This window comes from Pseudonocardia sp. OZ21 (assembly GCF_059359135.1).
The window spans coordinates 37,330-59,184 of sequence record NZ_JCADBN010000013.1 but is presented as its reverse complement, the minus strand read 5'-3'; the positions used below and the strand labels follow the sequence as shown (position 1 = coordinate 59,184).

The window sequence follows — 21,855 nt, the reverse complement described above, 5'->3', positions numbered from 1 at the left end:
GAAGCACATGCCGTACGCACTGGGCATCGACGTCGGTGGGACGTTCACCGATGCCGTCGCCTCCGACGGTGCCGGCCGGATCGTGTCGGCCAAGACACCGACGACTCCTCCGCAGCGGGAGGTGGGCGTCATGCGCGCGATCGAGGAGCTCGCCGCCGAGCTGGGCATCGGCGTCGGCGAGCTGCTCTCGCAGACCGACTACATCGCCCACGGCACGACGGCGTCGATCAACGCTCTCGTCCAGGGGACGGTGGCCGACGTCGGGCTGATCGCCACGAAGGGGCACCGGGACGCGATCTACATCATGAACGCCGAGGGCCGCACGCTCGGACGCTCGGCCCACGAGATCCAGGACACCCTGCGCCGGCGCAAGCCGGCGCCACTGATCCCGAAGTACCGCGCCCTCGAGGTCACCGAGCGGCTCGACCACGCCGGCAAGGTCCTGGTCCCCCTCGAAGAGGACGAGGTCCGCAGCGTCGCGCGGACCCTGGTGGAGCAGGGTGTCGAGGCGATCGCCGTCTGCCTGCTGTGGTCGTTCAAGAACGGCGCCCACGAGCGGCGGATCCGCGAGCTGATCCACGAGCTCGCGCCCGGCATGTACGTGACGCTCTCCTGCGAGGTCAGCCCGCGCATCCGCGAGTTCGCTCGTGCCTCCACGACGATCATGAACGCGCAGATCGGGCCCCGCCTGCGGACCTACCTGACGCCGCTGCAGAAGCAGCTGGAGGAGGGCGGGCTCAAGGGCCCCCTCCTGGTGATGCAGAGCGAGGGCGGGACCATCACGGCCGACCGCGCGCCGGAGCACGCCATCACGACGATCGGGTCCGTCCTGTCCGGTGGTGTGATCGGCGGGATGCGGCTGGCCGCGCAGCTCGGGCATCGCAACGTCATCACCACCGATGTCGGCGGCACGACGTTCCTGGCCGGGCTGATCGTCGACGGCGAGCCGGTCATGGCGCCCGGTTCCGTCGTCAACCAGTTCCCGATCAACGCCGCGACCATTCGCGTGCACACCATCGGTTCGGGCGGCGGCGCGCTCGCGTCCGTCGACGCCGGCGGGAACCTGCGTCTCGGCCCACAGAGTGCCGAGGCCGTCCCCGGCCCCGCCTGCTACGCAGGCGGCGGTACCCGACCCACGAACACCGACGCCAACCTGGTCCTCGGCATCCTCACCGAGCGCGGACTGCTCGGCGGGCGCAAACCTCTCCGGAAGGACCTGGCCCGGGAGGCGATCCGCACGCACGTGGCCGAACCGCTCGGCCTCACGGTCGAGGAGGCCGCCATCGCCGTCCACGAAGTGCAGAACGCGCAGGCGGGAGACCTCCTGCGCCGGGCCGTCGTGCAGGCGGGCCACGACCCCCGCGACTTCGTCGTCTACGCCTTCGGCGGTGCCGGTCCCGCTCACTGTGCCGGCTATTGCCAGGACCTGGGGGTCGGTGAGGTCGTCGTGCCGCTCGGGCCCGTCGCGTCCGCCTTCTCGGCCTATGGGCTCGCGGCCTCAGACGTCGCCCTGAGCGCTGAGTTCTCCGATCCGTCGGCCTTCCCGGTCGACCACAGCATGCTCGAGGCCCACTACGCCCGGCTCGAGGCCGATCTGCTGCGCGCGCTCGACCGGCAGAAGGTCACGTTCCACGACGTGGCGCTCCGACGCGAGGTCGACCTGCGCTACTCGATGCAGGTCAACGAGCTCGCGGTGACACTTCCGGACACAACGTGTACCGAACGCACCGGCGACGAGATCATCAAGCGTTTCGAGGAACAGTACGAGCGCATCAACGGATCCGGTGCCGGCTACCGCGAGGCCGGCGTGCAGGCGATCACCTACCGCATGCGGGCCAAGGCGAGCCTCGGCTTCCCCGTGGTGCTGCCGGACGTCGGAAGGGCCGACGGCCCTGATCCCGCCGAGGCGTTCCTCGAGGAACGCTCCGTCTGCCTCGACTCGCAGATCGGGTTCGTACCCACCCCCGTCTACGACTACGCCGGGCTACGCGCGGACCACGAGATCACCGGGCCGGCGATCGTCGACGTCCCGACCACGGTGGTCGTGGTCCCCGCCGACGTGACCGGGCGCGTCGACCACCTCGGCAACCTCGTGCTGCGCTACCGATGAGGACGGCTCTCATGGCATCGACGATCCCCGGGGCGGACGAGTTCACCAGCCGCCCCCTCCCACGCGCGGAGCTGCTGGCGCAGGTTTCGCCCGCCCTGCCGCTGCACCAGATCGACGACGAGCAGGCCGAGCAGGTCGAGGCCCTGACCTACGAGGTCGTGCGGCACCGACTGTGGGCGATCACCCAGGAGATGGGGGAGACGCTGCGGCGGATGTCGGGCTCGCACGTCGTCACGGAGTCGAACGACTTCAACTTCTCCATCTGCGACGAGCTCGGAGAGCAGGTCCAGGTCGGCACCTACAACATCGGCCTCATCGGCTCCATGGACCTGGCCATCACCTGGACGCTGCGCAACCGCAGTGACAACCCGGGCATCGCCGAGGGCGACATGTTCCTGTGCAACGACCCGTGGATCGGCGGGGGGCTGCACCAGAACGACGCAGCGATCCTGGCGCCGATCTTCCACGAGGGCGAGCTCTTCGGGTGGACGACGGCCATCGCCCACCAGGTCGACCTGGGTGGCCCGCGCCCGGGCTCCTTCAGCCCTTCGGCCCAGGACGTGTTCGGGGAGGCTCTCCCCACGCCACCGATCAAGGTCGTCCGGGGTGGGGTGCTGCAACGCGACGTCGCCGATGCCTGGGTGCGCCGCTCGCGGCTCCCGCACATGGTCGGGCTGGACCTAAGGGCCAAGGTCGCGGCCAACAAGAACGCGGCCGAGCAGATCCTCCGTCTCATCGGCAAGTACGGCGCCGACACCGTCAAGGCCGTGATGCGCCGCATGACGGACGACGCCGAGCGCCGCCTGCGGGCCAAGCTCACGACCCTGCCGGACGGTACCTGGACCGCGGTGGGCTACCAGGAGCAGTCGCAGACCGGCGACCGCGGTCTGCACGCCATCAAGGTGGCGATGACGAAGGAGCAGGACCGGCTCGTCTTCGACTTCCGTGGGACCGCCGAGCAGACCGGTGTCATCAACTGCCCCTACCCGGGGCTGCGCGCGGGGATCGTCTTCACCGTGCTGCCACTGCTGGCGGGCGACGTCCCGTGGGCCGCGGGCGGGCTCATGCGCTGCTTCGAGATCATCACCGATGAGGACACCATCACCAACGCCTCGTTCCCGGCTGCAGTGGGCAAGGGACCCTTCGGACCGGCGTGGGGCGCGGGCAACCTCGTCGCTGAGGTGCTGGCCAAGATGCTCGACGCCGAACCCGCGCACCGCACCGACGTGCAGTCGATCTGCAACGGCACCACCGACCTGTGCGTGGTGTCCGGAGTGGACGTCCGTGGCGGCGGCAGCAAGGGTTTCGTGTCGCCCGTCTTCGACGTCATGGCCGGCGGCTACGGGGCCCAGGTGCACCACGACGGCGTCGACACCGGCGGCCGGCTCATCATCCCCTCCGCGCGGGCCCCCGACGTCGAGATGACCGAGTACCTCTACCCGCTCGTCGCGCTGTGGCGTCGCGAGCAGCCCGACTCCGGTGGGCCGGGCCGGCAGCGGGGAGGGATGAGCGGCTCGGTCTGCTACGTGCAGCACCCGGACCAGGCCGGGACGATGTCACTGGTCGTCTCCGGGACCGGCAAGGTCGCCAACCAGAACGTCGGCCTCGCCGGCGGCTATCCGGGCAACTCCCAGCTCGACCTGGTCGTGCGCGGGGTCGGCGTGCCCCAGCTCGCCGGCGCGACGGCCATTCCCGCCTCCCTGGACGAGCTCGGCGGCGAGATCGAGGTACTGCCCTGCGAGGGGGAGTCGAACCTCGACCCCGGCGACGCGCTGTTCCTGCACTGGCAGGCGGGCGGGGGCTACGGTGACCCGCTCCTCCGCCCCGCCGAGAGCGTGGGTGACGACGTTGCGCAGGTCCGCGTCTCGGCCGAAGCCGCGCGGGACGTCTACGGCGTCGTCCTCCGGGACGACGGCGAGGTGGACGTGTCGGCGACCGCCGAGACCCGCGAGAAGCTGCGGCGCGCCCGCGGAACCGGCTCGGGCCTGGCCGACGTGCCACCGACGCCGATCGGCGCGCCCGACCTGACCGATGTCCGCCGGCTCGACGACAACCTCGCCGTCCTGGAATCGCCGGAGGGAAGAACCGTCCTGTGCACCCACTGCGGCACGGAACACGGCCTTCTCGCCGGGGGTGCCTTCGTCTCCGCGCTGGCCCGCCGCGATGCTGTCCCGACCGTCGCCGGCCCCCACGTCTGGCCCGACCCGGCGGTGTATGTCGACGCGGACGTCGTCTTCCGACAGCTGTTCTGCCCGGGCTGCCTGACCGCCGTCTACTCCCGTGTCGTCCCCGTCGACCACCCGCTCCCGGATGACGACTACCGGGCCTGGTGACGATCCGCTCGTCGGTCGTCCGCGCCGGCCACATCCCGCCAACCCGAATCGATAGGAGTGATTTTGCAGAATCCGGGGGAGCACCACGCAGGGGTGGCGCCAGCTGCGACAGCCCCTGCGCAGAGCCGTCCCTATCATGGCCCTGTGGTGAGGGGAACGAATTCCGCGTCGTCTGCTGTCGGTTCGAGCAGCCGCGACGTCATCCTGGACGCAGCTCGAACCCTCATCACCAGTAGAGGCTACGACGGCATGACGGTCTCGGACCTGTGCGCGCAGTCCGGGCTGCCGCCCAGTTCGGTCTACTACCACTTCGGGAACAAGCTAGGCGTCCTGGCCGCGCTGCTGGAGCGCACATTCGACGAGTTGCACGCTTTGTTCCCCAACCCGTCGTCGTTCGAGGACCGGGAGCCGATAGATCGCCTCGAGGCGTGGTTCTCAGCTGCGTGCGACTCGCTCGATCGGCGGCCGGACTACCTCCGCCTCCTGCTGGCCGTCAGTGTCGGCCCGCACAAGGACTCCGAGACGGTGAGCGGCACCGTGCGTCGCATCCGCGACTACGCCCACGCGTCCTGGGTGGAGGCACTCACTCCCATCTTCGCGCCGGACGGGGACGGCAACGACGAGAATCTTGTCGATCAGCTGGCCGTGCTCGGGCGGGCCATGACCGACGGGTTGTCGGTGACCAACAGCCTGGACGGGGCGACATTCAGCTCACACGTCGCTCCGTTCGTCTCCCTGATCCGCGGACTTGCAGCCCAGCGTGGCCGCGAGCGGGGGGCGACTCCTGAGGGCGCAGTCCAGTGACGATCGCCCGCAGGGCAGTCCAGTGACGATCGCCCTCAGGCAGACCGAGGCGCCGGATCGGTCACGCACCTCCGAGATCAGCTGATCTGCCCGGGCTCGCCCGAACCCGCCCGACGCCCGATCAGGAGCGGCGAGGGCAGGGACGAGCGGAGCCCGGGCAGGGGCACGCGTCGGCTCAGCGGAGGCCGAGCTTGCTGGAGCACACCGGCCACGCCTTCCAGCCCTGCCCGGCGAGGACGCGCTCGGCGACGGCGATCTGCTGCTCACGGCTGGCCTGGTGGGGCATGCCCTGGCCACCGAACCCTCGCCAGGTGCTCATCGTGAACTGCAGCCCACCGAAGAAACCGTTTCCGCTGTTGATCTTCCAGTTGCCGGTGCTCTCGCACTGGGCGAGCCTGTCCCACACGGAAGCGGACGCAGCGGGGGCAGCGGGGGCAGCATTGGCGGTTCCGGCGATGGCGAGTGGGACGCCGAGCGCGACCGTGCCGGCCAGGGTGAGACGTAGCAGGGTTCGGCCCATGCGGGACTTGGGGGAATTCATTGTGATTTCTCCATGGCACACCCCGAGACGTACCTGCTCGTCGGCAGATTAATAGTTGCCCGGCAAACGGGGTCCGGGTGCTTTCTCGAGTCGTGGGGTCGTGGGGTCGACTCGAACAATTGTCGTCTCGGCCAGTCCCAATGCGGGATCGACGGACCGGAACCGGGGACTGGGGGCGGTGCGACGGTTCCGGGATGTATTTCTCGTCGCCCCTCGTCGGGCGACTGCCATGGGACATTACGAGTTCGAGCCGCATGATCGCCGGGTGGCCAATGTCACATGGTCAAGACATGGAGTCGCCGATCCGGCGTATCGCCTGGTGACAGCGGGGAAGTGCTGAATTGATCACGATTGGCGGAATATCTTCATTCCGAAACTAGTGGCTTGGCGCACACGTGTCGTTACCCCGGATCTTTCGGGGTTTCTTCGGTGCGTGATCGAGACCGGTGCGAATTGCCCGTACGCGAGCGCGGTCCGACCGGCCGGTCGGCCGGTCGGCCGGTCGGCCGGGACGACATGCCGACAACTTCGGAGCGAAGGTCGCCGTCAGGCGGTCGCTGCGTCGAGGAACCTTTCGAGCTCGGCACGGGGGTCGGGCCCGCATGGTTGGAACACGATCTCGGTGACGCCCTTCGAGGCGAACTCGTCGAGGCGATGCCGGACCTGATCGCGAGTTCCGCTGATCGTCACGTCCCGGAGCATCGCGTGACCACCGGCGTCCCATGCCGCTTGATCGGCTTCACCGATCTCGACGCAGTGGCCCGTGTGAACCGCGAGGTGCCGTCGATCGTCCGGAGTCCGGTTCACCACGTCCATCCACTCCCCGCCGCCCGGCAGGTCATGCACGGCAGCAGGCCCCCCGAACTCGTAGGCGCCGTGATAGGCCAGTGCCCACCCCGGTCCAGCGGCGAGTCGCGCGTGTTCGGAGTCGGTGGCCTCTCCCTCGTCGAGCACCGTGCCCCACACGAGGTTGGGCACCCACGAGTACTCGTTGATGAACTCGGGCAGCTGAAGGGTCACGTACAGCCCGTCGCCGAGTTCCTTGGCCACCTTGTGGCCCTTGGGCCCCAGCGCGCCGACCAGGATGGGGACGTCGACCGGGCGTGCGGGCGCATGCCCATCGGGATGCAGCATCTGCATCTGCGCCCCCTCCCACTCCACGACCTCGCCCTGCAACAGCCCGCGGTACGCGCGGATGTACGACTCCATGTAGGCCCATGTGACTGCGCCGTACCCCATTGCGCGGCGGCCACTGAACCCCGTGCCGAAGGCGATCGAGACGCGACCCGGAGCCAGCGCGGCGAGGGTGGCCGTCGCTGCGGCATTGACCATCGGGTGTCGCAGGCTGGGAACGAGCACACCCGGGCCGAGACCGATCCGCTCGGTGCGTTCAGCGGCCAGCGCCAGGATCATCCACACGTCCGGGCTCTGCTGGGGCGTGTCATAGACCCACGCTCGCGCGTATCCCAGTTGCTCGGCCAGGGCAATGTTGTCAGGGGAATCGAGTGCGGTCGGAAAAGCGCAGGACACCTCCATGAGGAGCCTCCATTCCATGAGCGGCGGGGTCGACGATCAGGGCAACTCGGCGTGGGGAACTTCCACGCGGACGGCCATGAGCCGCGCCTCGCGAACCGGCCGGCGTTCGTGCTCGGGAAAGGACGGAGCAGTGCACAGGAAGAGGGTGCAGCCATCGTCGCCGCCGAGCATGCAGGCGAAGACCCCGAGCCCGGTCGAGATCTCGTCGAGGATCTCGCCGCCCTCCTGCACCCGGATCACGCGGGCGTTGAGGGCGTCAGCCACCCAGATCGCACCCTCCGCGTCTGCGCAGATGCCATCCGGAACGACCTGGAGCTGCTCCAGCGCCTCTCCGACGTCCTCGGTGTGCGGCGGCTCGCCGAACTGGGCCCACACGCGCCGATTGCTCAGCCCGCCGTCGTCCGCGATGTCGAACGCTGTCAGCCGCCCGGCGAACGTCTCCGCGACGACCAGTACGTTCCCGCCGAGGATCACCATGCCGTTGGGAAAACACAGGTCGTCGGCCACAGTGGCCACGGTCCCGTCCGCGTCGACTCGCGTGAGCGTGGTGTGACGCAACGGGGCTCCACCCATGAGGTCGAAGCCGAAGTTGCCCACGAAGGCACGTCCGCGATCGTCGACGACCATGTCGTTGAGCATCCCCGAGACCGCGCCGGACAGATCGGCGTGCTCGGTGAGCGACCCTGACTCATCGCGCACCAGGACGCGATGATCACGCATCGACACGATGAGCGCGCGTCCGCCGGGGAGGAAGCCGATCCCGGCAGGCTGGCGCGGCACCTCGGCCACGACCTCGACGTGACCACGACCGTCGGTCGACACGACCTGGTTGGTGTAGAAGTCGGAGACCCACAGCCGGCCGTCGTGCCACCGCGGACACTCCAGGAAGGAGTATCCGTCGAGCACGACCGTCAGCTCACGAGTCGGCGCACCTTGTTCCATCGTGACCTCGAATCCGTTTGTCGTCGTTGGCAAACCGGAAGCGCTGCGTCCACCGGACCGTCCGTGGCCGCATTGGATCAGTATGGCTGAGACGTACGCAGGTGGTGTCCGTCAGCTGCGGGAGTCGTCCAGGTACTGCAGGAGCTCGTGGGCGGCGAGCTCGATGTCCTTGTGGCCCCACTCCGCGGCGCGATAATGGCAGGAGATGATCCCCATCCGATGGATGCGCGTGTAGTCGCCGAGGACGAAGGCGTAGCGGCGCTTGGTGTCGTCGGCTGCGCCGTCGGTGAGGCCGAGATGCCAGGCGCCGTACTCGTCCCAGGTGTGGGTCTTGAGGTAGCGAGTGCCGTCGGCGGCGGAGGGCTGGACGTCTCCCCACCGGCTTCGGAGGACGTAGCGGCGGGCGTCGATGAGGTGGTGGGCGTGGTCGACCGCGGCGTCATTGACCCGGTACTTCGGCATGCGCTGATGGTGGCGTAGCAGGCCTGTTCGTGCAGGATCGCTGTCGCGGCTCGGGCCTCGGCCGCTCACTCCGCCGCGTGGTGTGGATCACCCACCACCGGCCGGCCCGGGCGACAGGATGTGCGGGTGGGTCGCGATCCCCGGCGACGGCCCCTCATGGAGGACAGCGGAATGGAATATCGCACGCTCGGCGGCACCGGAACCATCGTGTCGTCCCTGTGCCTGGGCACCATGACGTTCGGCAACGAGAGCACCGAGGAGGTGTCACACGCGCAGCTGGACCGGTTCGTGGAACGGGGAGGCAACTTCGTCGACACCGCCAACGTCTACTCCCGGGGCGTCTCGGAGGAGATCGTCGGGCGCTGGTTGACGAAGCGCCCGGAGGTCCGTGACCAGGTCGTCATCGCGACGAAGGGCCGCTTCCCGATGGGGGAGGGGCCCAACGACGTCGGCCTGAGCCGGGTGGGGCTCACCCGTGCTCTGGAGGCGAGTCTCCGGCGGCTGCAGGTCGATTCCATCGATCTCTACCAGGCGCACGCGTGGGATGCGTTGACTCCGCTGGAGGAGACGCTCCGGTTCTTCGACGACGCCGTGCGAGCCGGCAAGATCCGTTACGCCGGAGTGAGCAACTTCCTCGGGTGGCAGCTGCAGAAGGCCGCGATGCTCACCGGGTTCCTCGGCCTGGCCCCGATCGTCACACTGCAGCCGCAGTACAACCTCCTGGTCCGCGAGATCGAGTTCGAGCTCACCGACGTCTGCGAGAGCGAGAACATCGGCATCCTGCCGTGGTCTCCGTTGGCCGGGGGCTGGCTGACCGGTAAGTACCGCCGTGACGAGGTCCCGACGGGTCCCAGCCGGCTCGGCGACGACCCCGAGCGGGGGATGGAGGCCTACACGCCGCGCAACGCACAGGAGCGGACGTGGCAGGTCATCGACGCCGTCGGCAAGATCGCCGAGTCGCGCGGGGTGTCGATGGCGCAGGTCGCACTGGCCTGGACCGCCGACCGGCCCGCGGTCACCTCGGTGATCCTCGGCGCCCGTACGGTCGAGCAGCTCGACGACAACCTGGCCGCGGCCGGTCTGCACCTGTCCGACGATGAGACCCAACTGTTGGACGAGGCCAGCGACCCGATCGTCGGCGACTACCCGTACGGGTTGCCGGGGCGCAGGCAGCGCGCCAACGGGCGGAAGCTCTGACACCTCGGAGCCGCTGACGGCAGCGGGAGCTGCTCGCGCCTGGTGCGGCTGTCCTGCACGCTTGCGGATTATTGTCTGACAAGCATACGGTCGGACGTCAGCGCCGCCGCAACGTCGGCGGCGCCGATCCTCGAGCTAGGAGCGGAATCCAATGGTGGATCGTCTGAAGGACAAGGTCGCGCTCATCACCGGTGCAGCCCGCGGTCAGGGCCGTGAGATGGCCGAGTTGTTCATGCGCGAGGGTGCGACGGCCGTCGTGTCGGGCGACGTCCTCGACGCGGCCGACACCGAGGACAGCAAGGTCACCTTCGTGACGATGGATGTCACGCAGCCCGATCAGTGGAAGTCCGTCGTGGCCGACATCGTGGCCGAGCACGGACGCATCGACATCCTGATCAACAACGCCGCGGTGTGCGAGTACGAGCCGATCCTCGAGACGACGGACGAGCAGTACGACCGGGTGCTCGACATCGACCTGAAGAGCATCTTCCTCGGCATGCGCGAGGTGCTGCCGCACATGATCCGGCAGCAGGCGGGCTCGATCATCAACGTCTCGTCCATCTGGGGCCTGGCCGGCGTGCCCAACTCGTACGCCTACCAGGCCGCCAAGGGCGCGATCCTCAACGTCAGCAAGAACGTCGCGGCCACCCACGGCCAGGACGGGGTGCGCTGCAACTCCCTCCACCCCGGCTACATCCTCTCGCCGATGAACGAGCACCAGGCCCCCGAGATCAATGAGGCGCTGATCGCGGGCACCGTGCTCAAGCGACCGGGCGTGCCGATCGAGACCGCGTACGCGGCGTTGTTCCTCGCCAGCGACGAGGCCAGCTACATCACCGGCACCTCACTCGTCGTCGACGGCGGTTACCTCGCGCCCTGATCCGACGATCAGCGGAAGCTCCGGCCACACCAAGGCAGCTGATCCCCAGGTCGCACCGCCGCCGAAGGCGGCGAGCGCGAGCTTGTGGCCGGCCCGCAGGTCCCCGGCTGCTGCCGCTTCGGCCAGAGCGATCGGGATCGACGCGGCGGCGGTGTTGCCGACCCGGTCGAGGTTGACGAGGGTGCGTTCGGCGGGGATGCCGAGCCGGGCTGCGGTGGCCTCGAGGATGCGCAGGTTGGCCTGGTGGCCGACGAACCAGTCGACGTCCCGCACCGACCAGCCGACTCTGGAGAGCACGGTGGCGGTGGAGGCAGTCATGTGCGCGACGGCGTGCCGGTAGACGGCCTGGCCCTGCATGGCGAAGAAGCCGTCCGCCGGGTCCGGGCTGGTGGGCAGCCTCGACCCACCACTGCGGACCTGGATCAGCTGCTCCAGGCTCCCGTCGCTCCCGAGTTCGACGTCGAGAATGCCGCCGCCGGGCTCCGCGCGCAGCACCACCGCGCCCGCCCCGTCACCGAACAGGAACGCGGTGGCCCGGTCGGTGGGGTCCACGATCGTCGAGAAAGTGTCCACGCCGATCAGGAGGGCCGAGCCTGCTGCCCCGGACCGGAGCATGCCGGTGGTCACCGCGAGCCCGTAGACGAACCCGGAGCAGACGGCGTTCAGATCGAACGCGGGAACCGCGCCGAGCCCGAGCCGGCTGCTGACGGTGGGCGCAGAAGCGGGGCAGGGATGGTCCGGCGTCGTGGTCGCGAGGACCACGAGGTCGACCGCGTGCATCCCGGCCGAAGCCAGCGCCTTGGCTCCCGCCTCGACGGCGAGGTCGGATGTCGCCGTCCCGGGGTCGACGACGTGCCGCTGCCGGATGCCCGTGCGGGTCCTGATCCACTCGTCGGAGGTGTCGAGGTGCTGGGACAGCTCGGCGTTCGTGACCACGCGCGGGGGCAGGGCGTGACCGATGCCGGCCACCGCGACACCGCGGCCGGCCTGCTCGGCGCCACCCCTCATCGTGTCCTCGATCCGGTGTGTTCCCGCAGTGGAGGCAGCGGGGCCGTCGCGCCGGGTCGGAGCACGGCGGCCAGGACGGGTGGTGCGAGGAGGCTCGCCGGCGGATCCACCAGGTTGGCCACCCGCAGGAACGCGCGCGCGACGGCCGGATTCCGGTGGGCGACGAGCTGCACGCGGCGGACGTAGGTGTCCAGCACCCGGGCGAGCAGCGGCCGCGAGCCGTCGACCTCGGGAAGGGCGAGGTCGGACCGGGTGGCGATGTCCCACACCCTCCGGCAGACGGGCGCGAGCGCTCTGTAGTAGTGCCCGGCGTCGAGGGGGCCGGGCGCGGCGAGCCGCTCCCGCAGGACCAGCACCTGCTGGGCGGCGAGCGACATGCCCTGCGCGTAGAGCGGGTTGACGCTGCACACGGCGTCACCGATCGCCACGACGCCCGCGGTGAAGGTGGGCAGCTTGTCGTAGCGCCGCCACCGGGACCCGCGGAACCGGAACGGCACCGGGTCGGTGAGGGGCTCGGCGTCCGCGATCAGTTCTGCGACGTCGGGGACGGGCAGAGTTGCTGCCCACGCCGTGAACCCGTCGGCGTCGGCGGGCGGTGCATCACCGAGGATTCCGGCGAGGGTCACCAGCCACCGGTCACCCTCCACGGCGACGGCACCGCCGCCGCGGGAGCGAGGGATCGTGGACACGATGACGCTGAGCCGGCCGCCGAGCTGGTCCGTGCGGCGCCGGTAGATCCGGGTGGCGTAGCCGAGGTCGACGTCGACGCGGTCCTCGACGGGTGCAGGCTCGCCCAGGGCGGTGAGCCAGGCCGACAGCCGGGAGGTGCGCCCCGAGGCGTCGACGACCAACCGGGCGCCGATCGTCTGCTCGCCGCCGGCCGTCCGGCGCACCCGCACCCCGCCCACGGCGCCGTCGGGACCACGGACGAGGCCCACCGCGGTGGCGGGTGGGGCGAACGCGACTCCGGGAAGGGCGACCGTGCGGGCCCGCAGCACCTGCTCCAGCAAGGGCCGGGTGGACAGCACCGAGCGCAGTCCGGTGGACGTGGCGTGGAGTCGGCGCCCGTGCAGGTACCAGCGCGTGTCGCGAAGCGGTTCGCCGTCCGGCGCGCCCGCGGCCACCAGCTCCTCGGTGATCCCCGGGTGCACGTCCTCGATGATCCGTCGGCCGCCGTCGAGCAGTCCGTGCAGGTGCGCACCCTGCGGCACCCCGCGCCGCACCACGCCGTCGGTGGTGTCGGCGTCCCGCTCCACGACGGTCACGCTGTCGAACGCGTCGCTGAGCACCCTGGCCGACAGGAGTCCGGCGATCCCGGCGCCCAGCACCACGGCGTGGCCCCGTCCCGCGGCTGTCCTGGTCACGGGTACAGCCCTTCGACCTGGGCCCGGAACGCGTCCTCGATGACGTCGCGGCGCATCTTGAGCGTCGGTGTCAGGTGTCCGGCCGCGACCGTGAAGTCCTCCGTCAGGACGGCGAAGCGGCGGATCGACTCGGCTCGCGACGCGATCTCGTTGGCGGCATCGACGGCGCGCGTGAGCTCGGCGCGCAGCTTGGGGTCGGCGACGAGCGAGGCCGGATCGGCGGCCCTGCGGTGGCGTCGCGCCCATGCCAGCACCGCGGTGTGGTCCAGGGCCAGCAACGCGGTGACGTAGGGACGGCCCTCGGCCACGACCATGGCGCTCGCGACGAGCGGGTGCAGCCGAAGCCGGTCCTCCATGGGCACGGGCGCCACGTTCTTGCCGCCGGTGGTCACGAGGATCTCCTTGCGCCGCCCCGTGATCCGCAGGAACCCGTCGGGGTCGAGCGCGGCGAGGTCTCCGGTGTGCAGCCACCCGTCAGCGGACGCGTGCGGGTCGGGCCAGTAACCGGGGGAGACCTGCCTGCCGCGGACGAGCAGCTCACCGTCCTCGGCGATCGCGACGGTCGTGCCCGGCACCGGACGGCCCACCGTCCCGATCCGGTTGGTCGCGGGGATGTTGACCGATACGGCGGTGGCCGACTCCGTGAGCCCGTAGGCCTGCAGGACGGTGACGCCGTGGCCGGCGAAGAACTCGGCGATCGGCGCGTCGAGCCGGGCGCCCCCGCAGATGACGTGGCGCAACGCCGTGCCGAGCATCGGATGCCGACCCGGAGGTCCGCCTGCCGCGACGATGCCCTTGCGCAGCTTCTCCAGCGCGTACGGCACGACGGCGAGCCAGGTCGGCTCGAACGCGGCGAGCTGACCGACCATCTCCGGCACACCGGGGGCGAGCGCGGTGCGGGAACCGCTGTAGAGGCCCGCCTGCAGGACCGTGCGTCCGAAGACATGGGCGAGCGGGAGCCCGACGATGGTCGCGGGCTGTCCTGCGCCCCGGTCGGCGAACAGCTCCGTGCAGTGCTCGACCACCGCCGCGGCGGCCGTGAACAGGTTGCGGTGGGTGAGGACGCAGCCCTTGGGCAGAGCCGTCGTTCCCGAGGTGTAGACGATGCTCGCGACGGAGGAGGCGCGGACCGCGGCCCGCGCCGCGGTGGGGTCGGCGGGCGCCACGGCCCCCCAGCCGTCGGGATCGCGGTCCGGCTCGACGAGCCCGTCGAGCGACAACACCGCGACCTCACCGGGGACATCCCCCTCGCGCCCGTCCTCGGCCAGGCAGGCGCTCGCCCCGCCGTCCGTGAGGATGTGGCGCATCTGCGCGGGCGACGACGTCGGGAAGATCGGCACGGTGATCAGGCCGACCAGCGCGGCGGCCAGGTCGGCGACCGCCCACGCATAGCTCGTGCGGCCGAGGATCGCCACCCGGTCGCCGGGGCGCAGGCCCCGGCCGAGCAGCCGGCCCGCGGCGGCGGCGACGTCCTCGTGCAGCTGCGTCCAGGTCCGGTCCACCCATCCGTCGGGCCCGAGCCGGGACAGCGCCACCGCATCGGGGTCGCGGGCGAGCCCGAGGTCGAGCAGGTGGGCCAGGCCGACGTCGTCGGGCAGGTCGGGGCCGCCCGGGTTCGTGCTGCTCGCGACGGCGCGGGTGGCCCGCAGGGAGGTACTCATCACTGCCGCCTCAGACGCCGAGCAGCTCGGGCGCGTCGGCCAGCTCACGCAGCCGCTCACGCGGATGCTCCACCAGCCGGCGCCGGCCCAGGTCGAGCAGCCCGGCGACGCTGGTGACCTCGGCGGCGAGCACTCCGTCCGTCCGGGTCACACGCTGGACGATGCGCGCGGTCTTGCGCTCGCCCCAGTGGAACTCGCAGCCGACGTCGACGACGTCTCCGTAGCGCAGCTCGTGCCGGTAGCTGATCGTGGTCTCCAGCATCGCGGGCATGACGCCTGCGGTGAGCAGGCGGTCGACCGTGAGCCCCGCCTCCGCCAGGCACTCCCAGCGGGCCTGCTCCGCGTACTGCATGTACACGGTGTGCGCGACGTGGCCGAGCGCGTCGATCTCGTAGCCGCGCACGGCGAAGCGGGACAGGTGAGGGTGCTCCGCACCGGCAGGCTGCTGCGGAGCGGCGGTCTCGGTGTCAGCGGTCATCGCGTGCCTCCGGTCGGAATGGCGAGGGTGCGGCAGGAGTCGACGAAGCGGACGAGCTCGTCGAGCGGGTCGGTGCGGACGTCGACGGCGCGGTCGATCACGGAGATGAGGTGTTCGTAGGCGTCGGTGTGGTCGTAGCGGGCCACGTCGGCGATCCGAAGGGCCCATCGCCAGTAGCCGCGGACCGTGCCGGCCAGGGGCATCCGGAAGTCGGCGATCACGTCGCGGACCGGCCCGACGACGCGGTCACCGTGCACGCGCAGGTACCTGGTCACCACGTCGGCGAAGAACGTGAAGTGGCGGGCCTCGTCCCGTGAGAGCCGCGTGAGCAGGTCGGCGAGCACCGGATCGCTGACGTCCGCACGCAGCTGCTGGTAGTAGATCTGTGTCGCCTTCTCCTGCACGAGTGCATAGGTGAAGAACTGCACGGGGTGCTCGAACGGCAGGGTGAACGGCGCCCGCCCGTACCCGGTGAGGTCGGCGCGCAGCGCATCACGCTCGCGCATCCCGGCCGCCCGCTGGTAGCGGGCCAGCGCGCGGGCGTGCGTGTCCTCCTCGGCGGCCCACCGCACCGTGAAGTGGTAGAGCTCGCGGTGGTGGGTGAAGACGTCGGGGTCGACGCGGGAGTCCAGCGGGAAATGGCGGTGGTAGATGTCGAAGTAGCCGGGCAGGTGGTCCTCGATCACCGTGACGAACTCGACGGCCGAGCGCTGGCCGTCGGTGAGGCGGTCGGCGTCCGCCGATGCCCAGTCGAGGCTTCGCTCGGCGTCCCAGCGCCGCTCGGGTGGCAGAGCGGCGAGGAAGGTGTCCACCGCCTCGCCGAGCTGCTCGGTGGTGATCAGCTCCGCGCTCCAGCGCTCCGGCTCGCGATGCGCAGCGGCCGGCTGGTCCTCGCCGCGCTGTGACACTGATTCAGGCTCGCTCATCGCCCGTTCCGCAGCGTCAGGCCGTAGTGCTTCGTGGTGAAGCCCCAGCCGGCGTTGGCGATCTCCAGGTAGTGGGTGAGCCGCGCGGCCAGGCCGTCCTCCAGGGCGTCCAGCCGGTCGGCGGTCGCGGCCACGTTCGCGATCCAGGCGTCGATGGTGCGCCGGTAGTGGTCGGTGAGGTCGTCGACGGCCACCACCGAGAAGCCGGCCGTCTCCGCCGCCGCCACCAGCTCCGACAGCGGCCGCAGGCGGCCGTTGCCGAAGATCGTGTTCCGGACGAAGTCCGTGCCCGGTCGGGCGTCGAACTCGGCCTGGACCGCCGGGGTGCGGAAGCAGCTCTCGGAGACGTAGAAGCGGCCACCGCGGCGCAGCAACCGGCGGGTGCGCGTGAACACCGCAGGCAGGTCGGGCATGTGGATCACGGACCCGAGCGCGGCCGCGGCATCGAAGCTGCCGGCGGGCGCGTCGAACTCCTCGAACACGCCGTGGTGCACCCGGACACGGTCGACGAGGCCGCGGCCCGTCGCCACGGCTACGATGTGGTCGCGCTGCCGGGCCGCGGGCGTGACGGCGGTGACCGTGCAGTCGTAGCGACCCGCCATGAACAGCGTGAGAGCGCCCCAGCCGCACCCGACGTCGAGCACGCGCTCGCCGTCGCTGATGCCGACGCGGTCGGCGACGAACCGGAGCTTGTGCCGCTGGGCGGCGGCGAGGCCGTCGCCGTCCCGGAGGTACAGCCCGGAGCTGTACTTGCGCATCGGGTCGAGGAACTGCTCGAACACGGCCGGGTCGAGATCGTAGTGCTGGTTCGTCGCGTGGGCGCCACCCTCGGCAGCGACCGTCGCCGTCACGACGGGCCGCCCTCGAGAGCGGCGGACACCACGTCGCTGACCTGCTCGACGGTGCTGACCCCGAAGACGTCCTCGTCCTCCAGTTCGATGTCGTAGCGCTGCTCGATCTTCGCGATGATCCGCAGGACCTTGATCGAGTCGGCGCCCTCGACCGTCCGCAGGTCGGTGTCGGTGCGCAGGTCGTCGGCGGCGACTCCGAGCACCTCGGCGACGATCTCGACGACGGAGCCGGTGATCTCGGCACGGGCGATTTCGGACGTGGTCATGTCGGGTCCTCTCCTCGGGGGCTGGTGCGGGGAAGCCCGGCGTCGTCGGCGGGCACCGGCCGGTAGCCGGCGGTGGCGGTGGCCATGAGCTCGCCGTGCACGTCACGGACCTCGGCCCGGCCCGCGATCGCAGCGTCCGGGGCGCCGGTGATCCAGGCGTGGCAGCTGTAGCGGCCGCCGACGGCGACGACGCCGACGTAGCGCATGCGCAGGCTGGTGGTCACCGCCACCGTTCCGTGGCGCAGCACCACGAGGTTGCCCATCGCCTCGTCGCAGACCAGCGCGACGATCCCGCCGTGCAGGACCCCCGGATAGGACTCGAAGCGCCGGTCCAGGCACAGGTCCGTGACGATGCCGCCGTCGGTGCCGGGGCGGAAGCGCAGGCCGAGACCGACGGGGTTGGCCTGCGCGCAGCCGAAGCAGTGGGAGTCGGCGCGTCCGGCCCACGGCAGCGTCAGCTCGGCCTGATGCTCTGCGAGATCCGTCATCCGAGAGCCCCCGCCAGCGCCCGGCGCACCTTGCCGTTGCTGCTCAGGTCGAGCCCGGTGAGACTGCCGAAGGTCTTGCGGATCTTGCCCTGCAGCTCGTCCAGCTCGCCCTGGGCGGCCATCCGGTCGAGGAACAGCCGGAAGCCGGTGTCGATCGTCTCGTGCCCGGAGAGTGCGTCGAGACCCGACTTGAACACGCTCACGGGGTGCTTGATCTTCTCGTCGGCGGTGTAGAAGTACAGGGTCTCCAGGACGGAGGCGAGCTCCTCGGGGTGCGCAGCGAGGCGGGCGGCGGCGAAGTGCCGGAACTCGCGCGCGTGTCCCGCCTCGTCCCGGCTGGCACGCAGCAGCAGGTCGGCCAGCACCGGTTCCTGCACCCATGCCGACACCGAGCGGTACACGTGGTTGACGGTCAGCTCGGAGATGATGTTGGTGGCGAGCGTGGCCGACCGCGTGCTGCCCGGCTCGTAGGGCGCCCGCATGGCCGCCACCGCCCGCGAGTCGACGCTCTCTCCGACGGCCTGCAGATACGAGCTGAACCCGTAGTGGTGCTGCACCTCCTGGTATCCCCAGATCACCGCGAAGGCTGAGAAGTCGTAGTCGTCGATGAACTCGTTCATGAATCCGTGCACCGCCGCGATCACGTTCGACTCGCCCATCACGGCGCTCTTCACGAGCGTGATGTACTCCGGTCGCACAAGACTGCGGTCGATGTCGGCGAGCGCGATCTCGGAGAAGCGCCAGTGGCTCCGGTCGTAGTGTCGGAACACTCCGAGGCTGTGCATCTCCTGCATCGTGGGGACGGTCTCGGTCGTCATCTCTTCACCGTGTCCTCGGTCCGGAGCGCGGCGCGCATATCGAGCCGGCGCAGTTTTCCGCTGGTGGTTCGGGGAATGGCGCGGGGCGCCACCAGATGAACGGCGATGCCGGGCGCGTCCGCGACCGCGGCCACCCGCTCGCGCAACCGCCGGACGAGATCCGCCCGGACGTGGTCGTCGGTGACGGTCGTCTCGGCGACGAGGACGATCCGCTCGCGGTCCTGCGGCCCGTCGGCGAACGCGACGCATCGTCCCTTGTGGACGCCAGGCACCTGCCGGGCCGCGTCCTCGACGTCGAGCGGGTACACGTTCCGCCCGGCGACCGTGATCATCTCCTTGAGGCGACCCGTGAAGAACAGTTCGCCGCGACGCAGGTAGCCCAGGTCCCCGCTGCGCAGCCACCCGTCGGCGGTGAACAGGTCCCTGCTGTCGGCCCCGGCGAGGTAGCCGGTCGTCGCCATGGCGCCGCGCAGCTGGATCTCGCCGACCACACCGTCCGGCCGGACGCGGTCGCCGTCGGCGATCCGGACCTGCATGTCGGCGACCGCCCGTCCCAGACCCACGAGACCGCGGGCGCCCGATGCCTCGGCCGCCACCGGGACGGCTTCACCGCGCTCCGCGAGCGCGTCGCGGTCCACCCACTCGATCAGCGGGGCCCGACCCGGTGGCGGCAGCGTGGCCACCAGCGTCACCTCGGCCATGCCGTACGCGGGCACCATGGTCGGAGCCCGGAAGCCGGCCGGAGCGAACCTCTCCAGGAACGCGGCCACCGATGCGGGCGCCACCGCCTCGGCCCCGTTGAACGCCACCCGCCACGCCGACAGGTCCAGCCCGGCGGCATCCGCCGGCGGCACGGCCGCCACCAGCGCGTCGTAGCCGAAGTTCGGCATCGTGGCGATCGTGCCCCTGACCTGGGCGAACTGTGCCAACCACCGTCCGGGGCGGCGAACGAACCCGGCCGGGGACCACAGGTGCAGCGGGATCCCCCGGAACAGCCCGGTCAGCGCACCGAAGAGGCCCATGTCGTGGAAGAGGGGCAGCCACGAGCCGTGCACGTCGTCCGGCCCGAGCCGGATGCCGGCGGTGATGGCACGGGCGCAGTGCCAGACGTTCGCATGGCTGAGTACGACCCCCTTCGGGGCGGCCGTGCTGCCGGAGGTGAACTGGACGATCGCTGCCGCCGAGGTGTCGACGGCAGCGGGTGCCGTGCCGTCGGGGACGTCCTGGGCGAGGAGTTCTGCACTGTCGAGGACGGCCGGCCCGCCGAGGTGAGCGAGCGCGGGGCGCATCCGGGCCGCGATGCGGTGTGAGAGCACGACGTGGGTCATCCCGGCGGCCTCGACCACCCGCTGGGTGCGGCGGACGTAGTCGGCGAGATCGGTGCCCATCGGCAGGGCGAGCGGCGCGGCGGCGGCCCCGGCGCGGACGATGCCGAAGAGGGACTGCAGGAACTCCGGTGCGTTCGGGGAGAGGATCCCGACCCGGTCGCCCGGCCGGACGCCCCGCCGGACGAGCGCAGCGGACACCACCCGGGACGCCGTGGCCAACTCGGCGTAGCGCAGCCGCTCGAACTCGTCGGGGAAGTGCACCTGCTGTCCGGGATGCTGCGCGGCCACGAGGTCCAGCGCGTCGTGCAGCGTCAGGGGAGTGGTGCGGTCGGGATCGCAGGGCGTCGGACCGGTCGTCGCCAGATATGGCGCTGTCGGCATCTCGTCCTCGCTGCTCGGGCTTGCTCGGGCGGTTCGCACAGCTTTTCCGCTGTCGAGCACACCTCCGATCGGCATACCGGTCAAGCGCGGCGCACTCCAATTCATCGCGCCATCGCTGACGCCAATCGCCGATTGTTCACCGATGCCGTCCGCGCCCAGATTTCACGAGCGATTCACTATCCGGACAAACACGCGTACCGCTTGACCGGGAGAAGCTGGTCGCCTCTTTGCAGCGCCGACCACCGACGACGAGGAAGTGTGATGAGCGCTACTGCGAGTCCGCCCGTGTTCGATGCCTTCGCCCCTGAGCACCGAGCCGATCCCTATCCGCGCTATGCGATTGTGCGAGAGGCTGTCCCGTTCCTCGACAGCGGATTCGGCGTCGAGTTCGTGACCCGCCACGCGGAGTGCAGCGCAGTGCTGAGCGAGACGCTGTGGAGCCACCGCGATGAGGCCGAGCTCTTCCACCCCGACGCCGATCGCACCGATCTGCCCACGTCGTTCCTGTGGATGGACCCGCCCGACCACACGCGGCTGCGGGGCCTCGTCAGCAAGGCCTTCACCCCGAAGCGGGTGGTCGAGCTGCGCCCGCGGATCCTCGAGCTGGTCACGGGCATGCTCGACGCCGCGCTGGCCGCGGACGAGGTGGAGGCCATCGAGGCGATCGCCTACCCGCTGCCCCTGATCGTCATCTGCGAGCTGCTCGGTGTGCCGGACGCCGACCAGTCGATGGTCCACCGTCTCGGGCCGGGGCTCGCCCGCGGCTTCGACCCCGACCCGGTGCTCTCACCGGAGGAGCGCCGGGCGCGGGACGAGGGCTCCCGCGAGCTGATCGCCTACTTCCGTGCGCTGATCGCCGAGCGCCTGCGCGACCCGCGCGACGACCTCGTGAGCGCGCTCGGTGCCGTCCACGAGCGGGGCGACACGCTCACTGAGCACGAGATGCTCACCACCTGCATCACGCTGCTCATCGCCGGTCACGAGACCACGGTCAACATGGTCGGCAACGGTCTGCTCGCGCTGATGCGCAACCCTGCGCAGCTGGCCCTGCTGCGGGAGCGTCCCGAGCTCGCCGGGCCCGCCGTGGACGAGATCCTGCGGTACGACTCGCCGGTGCACATGACGACGCGCACCGCCCGGCAGGACCTCGTCGTCGGCGGCCGTACGTTTCGGGAAGGCGAGAACGTCTGCGTCCTGGTCGGCTCGGCCAACCGGGATCCGCGCGCCTACGACCGGCCCGACGAGTTCGACGTGACCCGGTACGCGAGTGGCACCGCGACACCGCGGCACCTGGGCTTCGCGCTCGGCATCCACTACTGCATGGGCGCGGCGCTGGCCCGGCTGGAGGGTGAGGTCCTCCTGGCCGAGCTCGCGCGCCGGGTCCGCACGCTGGAACAGGCGGGGGAACCGGTCTACCGGCCCAACCTGCTCATCCGCGGGCTGCGCGAGCTGCCGCTGCGGTTCACGGCCTGACGTGTGCC

20 protein-coding genes are annotated in these 21,855 nt (G+C 70.7%); 6 read left to right on the top strand and 14 right to left on the bottom strand.

Annotation, left to right across the window (positions count from 1 at the left end; translation table 11 throughout):
* The first annotated feature begins 7 nt into the window (after nucleotides 1–7).
* From AC5L35_RS26620 to AC5L35_RS26610, 3 genes are read left to right on the top strand one after another with little or no spacing between them, the layout of a single operon-like run.
* A complete protein-coding gene (locus AC5L35_RS26620) occupies nucleotides 8–2,110 on the top strand; it encodes a hydantoinase/oxoprolinase family protein (protein ID WP_495062445.1) in 2,103 nt (700 codons plus the stop codon).
* An 11-nt stretch (nucleotides 2,111–2,121) separates the two neighbouring features.
* Nucleotides 2,122–4,443 carry a hydantoinase B/oxoprolinase family protein gene (locus tag AC5L35_RS26615; RefSeq protein WP_495062444.1) on the top strand — a complete coding sequence of 774 codons (2,322 nt, stop codon included), beginning with the start codon at nucleotides 2,122–2,124 and terminating at the stop codon, nucleotides 4,441–4,443.
* A gap of 57 nt (nucleotides 4,444–4,500) precedes the next feature.
* The gene (locus AC5L35_RS26610) at nucleotides 4,501–5,247 is read left to right on the top strand and encodes a TetR/AcrR family transcriptional regulator (RefSeq protein WP_495062443.1); all 747 of its coding nucleotides are present in this window, start codon (nucleotides 4,501–4,503) and stop codon (nucleotides 5,245–5,247) included.
* Between the two features lie 175 nt (nucleotides 5,248–5,422).
* Here the strand turns inward: AC5L35_RS26610 and AC5L35_RS26605 are convergent, their stop codons facing one another.
* The 4 genes from AC5L35_RS26605 to AC5L35_RS26590 form a co-directional block, all read right to left on the bottom strand.
* A complete protein-coding gene (locus tag AC5L35_RS26605; protein ID WP_495062442.1) occupies nucleotides 5,423–5,788 on the bottom strand; it encodes a transglycosylase family protein in 366 nt (121 codons plus the stop codon).
* A gap of 546 nt (nucleotides 5,789–6,334) precedes the next feature.
* The gene (locus tag AC5L35_RS26600) at nucleotides 6,335–7,324 is read right to left on the bottom strand and encodes an LLM class flavin-dependent oxidoreductase (RefSeq protein ID WP_495062441.1); all 990 of its coding nucleotides are present in this window, start codon (nucleotides 7,322–7,324) and stop codon (nucleotides 6,335–6,337) included.
* A 36-nt stretch (nucleotides 7,325–7,360) separates the two neighbouring features.
* Nucleotides 7,361–8,266 (bottom strand): SMP-30/gluconolactonase/LRE family protein, encoded by a 906-nt coding sequence (locus AC5L35_RS26595; protein ID WP_495062440.1) that lies wholly within the window; start codon nucleotides 8,264–8,266, stop codon nucleotides 7,361–7,363.
* A 111-nt stretch (nucleotides 8,267–8,377) separates the two neighbouring features.
* Entirely contained in the window at nucleotides 8,378–8,728 is a 351-nt protein-coding gene (locus AC5L35_RS26590) for a hypothetical protein (protein WP_495062439.1), read from the bottom strand.
* A gap of 171 nt (nucleotides 8,729–8,899) precedes the next feature.
* Here AC5L35_RS26590 and AC5L35_RS26585 point away from each other — a divergent pair, with 171 nt between their 5' ends.
* Nucleotides 8,900–9,925, top strand: coding sequence for an aldo/keto reductase (locus AC5L35_RS26585; RefSeq protein WP_495062438.1), 1,026 nt, complete (start codon nucleotides 8,900–8,902; stop codon nucleotides 9,923–9,925).
* A gap of 151 nt (nucleotides 9,926–10,076) precedes the next feature.
* Nucleotides 10,077–10,805 carry an SDR family NAD(P)-dependent oxidoreductase gene (locus AC5L35_RS26580; RefSeq protein WP_495062437.1) on the top strand — a complete coding sequence of 243 codons (729 nt, stop codon included), beginning with the start codon at nucleotides 10,077–10,079 and terminating at the stop codon, nucleotides 10,803–10,805.
* Here the strand turns inward: AC5L35_RS26580 and AC5L35_RS26575 are convergent.
* Genes AC5L35_RS26575 through AC5L35_RS26530 form a run of 10 tightly spaced genes read right to left on the bottom strand, consistent with a single transcriptional unit; the run spans nucleotide 10,770 to nucleotide 20,374 of the window.
* Nucleotides 10,770–11,813 carry a beta-ketoacyl-ACP synthase III gene (locus tag AC5L35_RS26575; RefSeq protein WP_495062436.1) on the bottom strand — a complete coding sequence of 348 codons (1,044 nt, stop codon included), beginning with the start codon at nucleotides 11,811–11,813 and terminating at the stop codon, nucleotides 10,770–10,772. The two genes, AC5L35_RS26580 and AC5L35_RS26575, sit on opposite strands and share 36 nt — an antisense overlap.
* Nucleotides 11,810–13,177, bottom strand: a complete 1,368-nt coding sequence (locus AC5L35_RS26570; RefSeq protein ID WP_495062435.1) for an FAD-dependent oxidoreductase — start codon at nucleotides 13,175–13,177, stop codon at nucleotides 11,810–11,812. The genes AC5L35_RS26575 and AC5L35_RS26570 overlap by 4 nt, the downstream gene beginning before the upstream one ends.
* On the bottom strand, nucleotides 13,174–14,838 hold the full coding sequence (locus AC5L35_RS26565) for an AMP-dependent synthetase/ligase (protein ID WP_495062434.1): 1,665 nt from the start codon (nucleotides 14,836–14,838) through the stop codon (nucleotides 13,174–13,176). The genes AC5L35_RS26570 and AC5L35_RS26565 overlap by 4 nt, the downstream gene beginning before the upstream one ends.
* A 10-nt stretch (nucleotides 14,839–14,848) precedes the next feature.
* Entirely contained in the window at nucleotides 14,849–15,316 is a 468-nt protein-coding gene (locus AC5L35_RS26560; protein ID WP_495062433.1) for an acyl-CoA thioesterase, read from the bottom strand.
* Nucleotides 15,313–16,224 (bottom strand): acyl-ACP desaturase, encoded by a 912-nt coding sequence (locus tag AC5L35_RS26555; protein WP_495062432.1) that lies wholly within the window; start codon nucleotides 16,222–16,224, stop codon nucleotides 15,313–15,315. Before AC5L35_RS26555 ends, AC5L35_RS26560 begins: the two co-directional genes overlap by 4 nt.
* Before the next feature lie 14 nt (nucleotides 16,225–16,238).
* Nucleotides 16,239–17,093, bottom strand: coding sequence for an SAM-dependent methyltransferase (locus tag AC5L35_RS26550; protein WP_495062431.1), 855 nt, complete (start codon nucleotides 17,091–17,093; stop codon nucleotides 16,239–16,241).
* Nucleotides 17,090–17,359 (bottom strand): acyl carrier protein, encoded by a 270-nt coding sequence (locus AC5L35_RS26545; RefSeq protein ID WP_495062430.1) that lies wholly within the window; start codon nucleotides 17,357–17,359, stop codon nucleotides 17,090–17,092. Before AC5L35_RS26545 ends, AC5L35_RS26550 begins: the two co-directional genes overlap by 4 nt.
* A complete protein-coding gene (locus AC5L35_RS26540; protein ID WP_495062429.1) occupies nucleotides 17,356–17,847 on the bottom strand; it encodes a PaaI family thioesterase in 492 nt (163 codons plus the stop codon). Before AC5L35_RS26540 ends, AC5L35_RS26545 begins: the two co-directional genes overlap by 4 nt.
* Nucleotides 17,844–18,665 (bottom strand): ferritin-like domain-containing protein, encoded by an 822-nt coding sequence (locus AC5L35_RS26535; protein WP_495062428.1) that lies wholly within the window; start codon nucleotides 18,663–18,665, stop codon nucleotides 17,844–17,846. Before AC5L35_RS26535 ends, AC5L35_RS26540 begins: the two co-directional genes overlap by 4 nt.
* Nucleotides 18,662–20,374 (bottom strand): AMP-binding protein, encoded by a 1,713-nt coding sequence (locus AC5L35_RS26530; protein WP_495062427.1) that lies wholly within the window; start codon nucleotides 20,372–20,374, stop codon nucleotides 18,662–18,664. The genes AC5L35_RS26535 and AC5L35_RS26530 overlap by 4 nt, the downstream gene beginning before the upstream one ends.
* 342 nt (nucleotides 20,375–20,716) lie before the next feature.
* On the opposite strand from AC5L35_RS26530, the gene AC5L35_RS26525 reads away from it, so the two are divergent.
* Nucleotides 20,717–21,847 carry a cytochrome P450 gene (locus AC5L35_RS26525; RefSeq protein ID WP_495062426.1) on the top strand — a complete coding sequence of 377 codons (1,131 nt, stop codon included), beginning with the start codon at nucleotides 20,717–20,719 and terminating at the stop codon, nucleotides 21,845–21,847.
* Nucleotides 21,848–21,855: the final 8 nt, after the last annotated feature.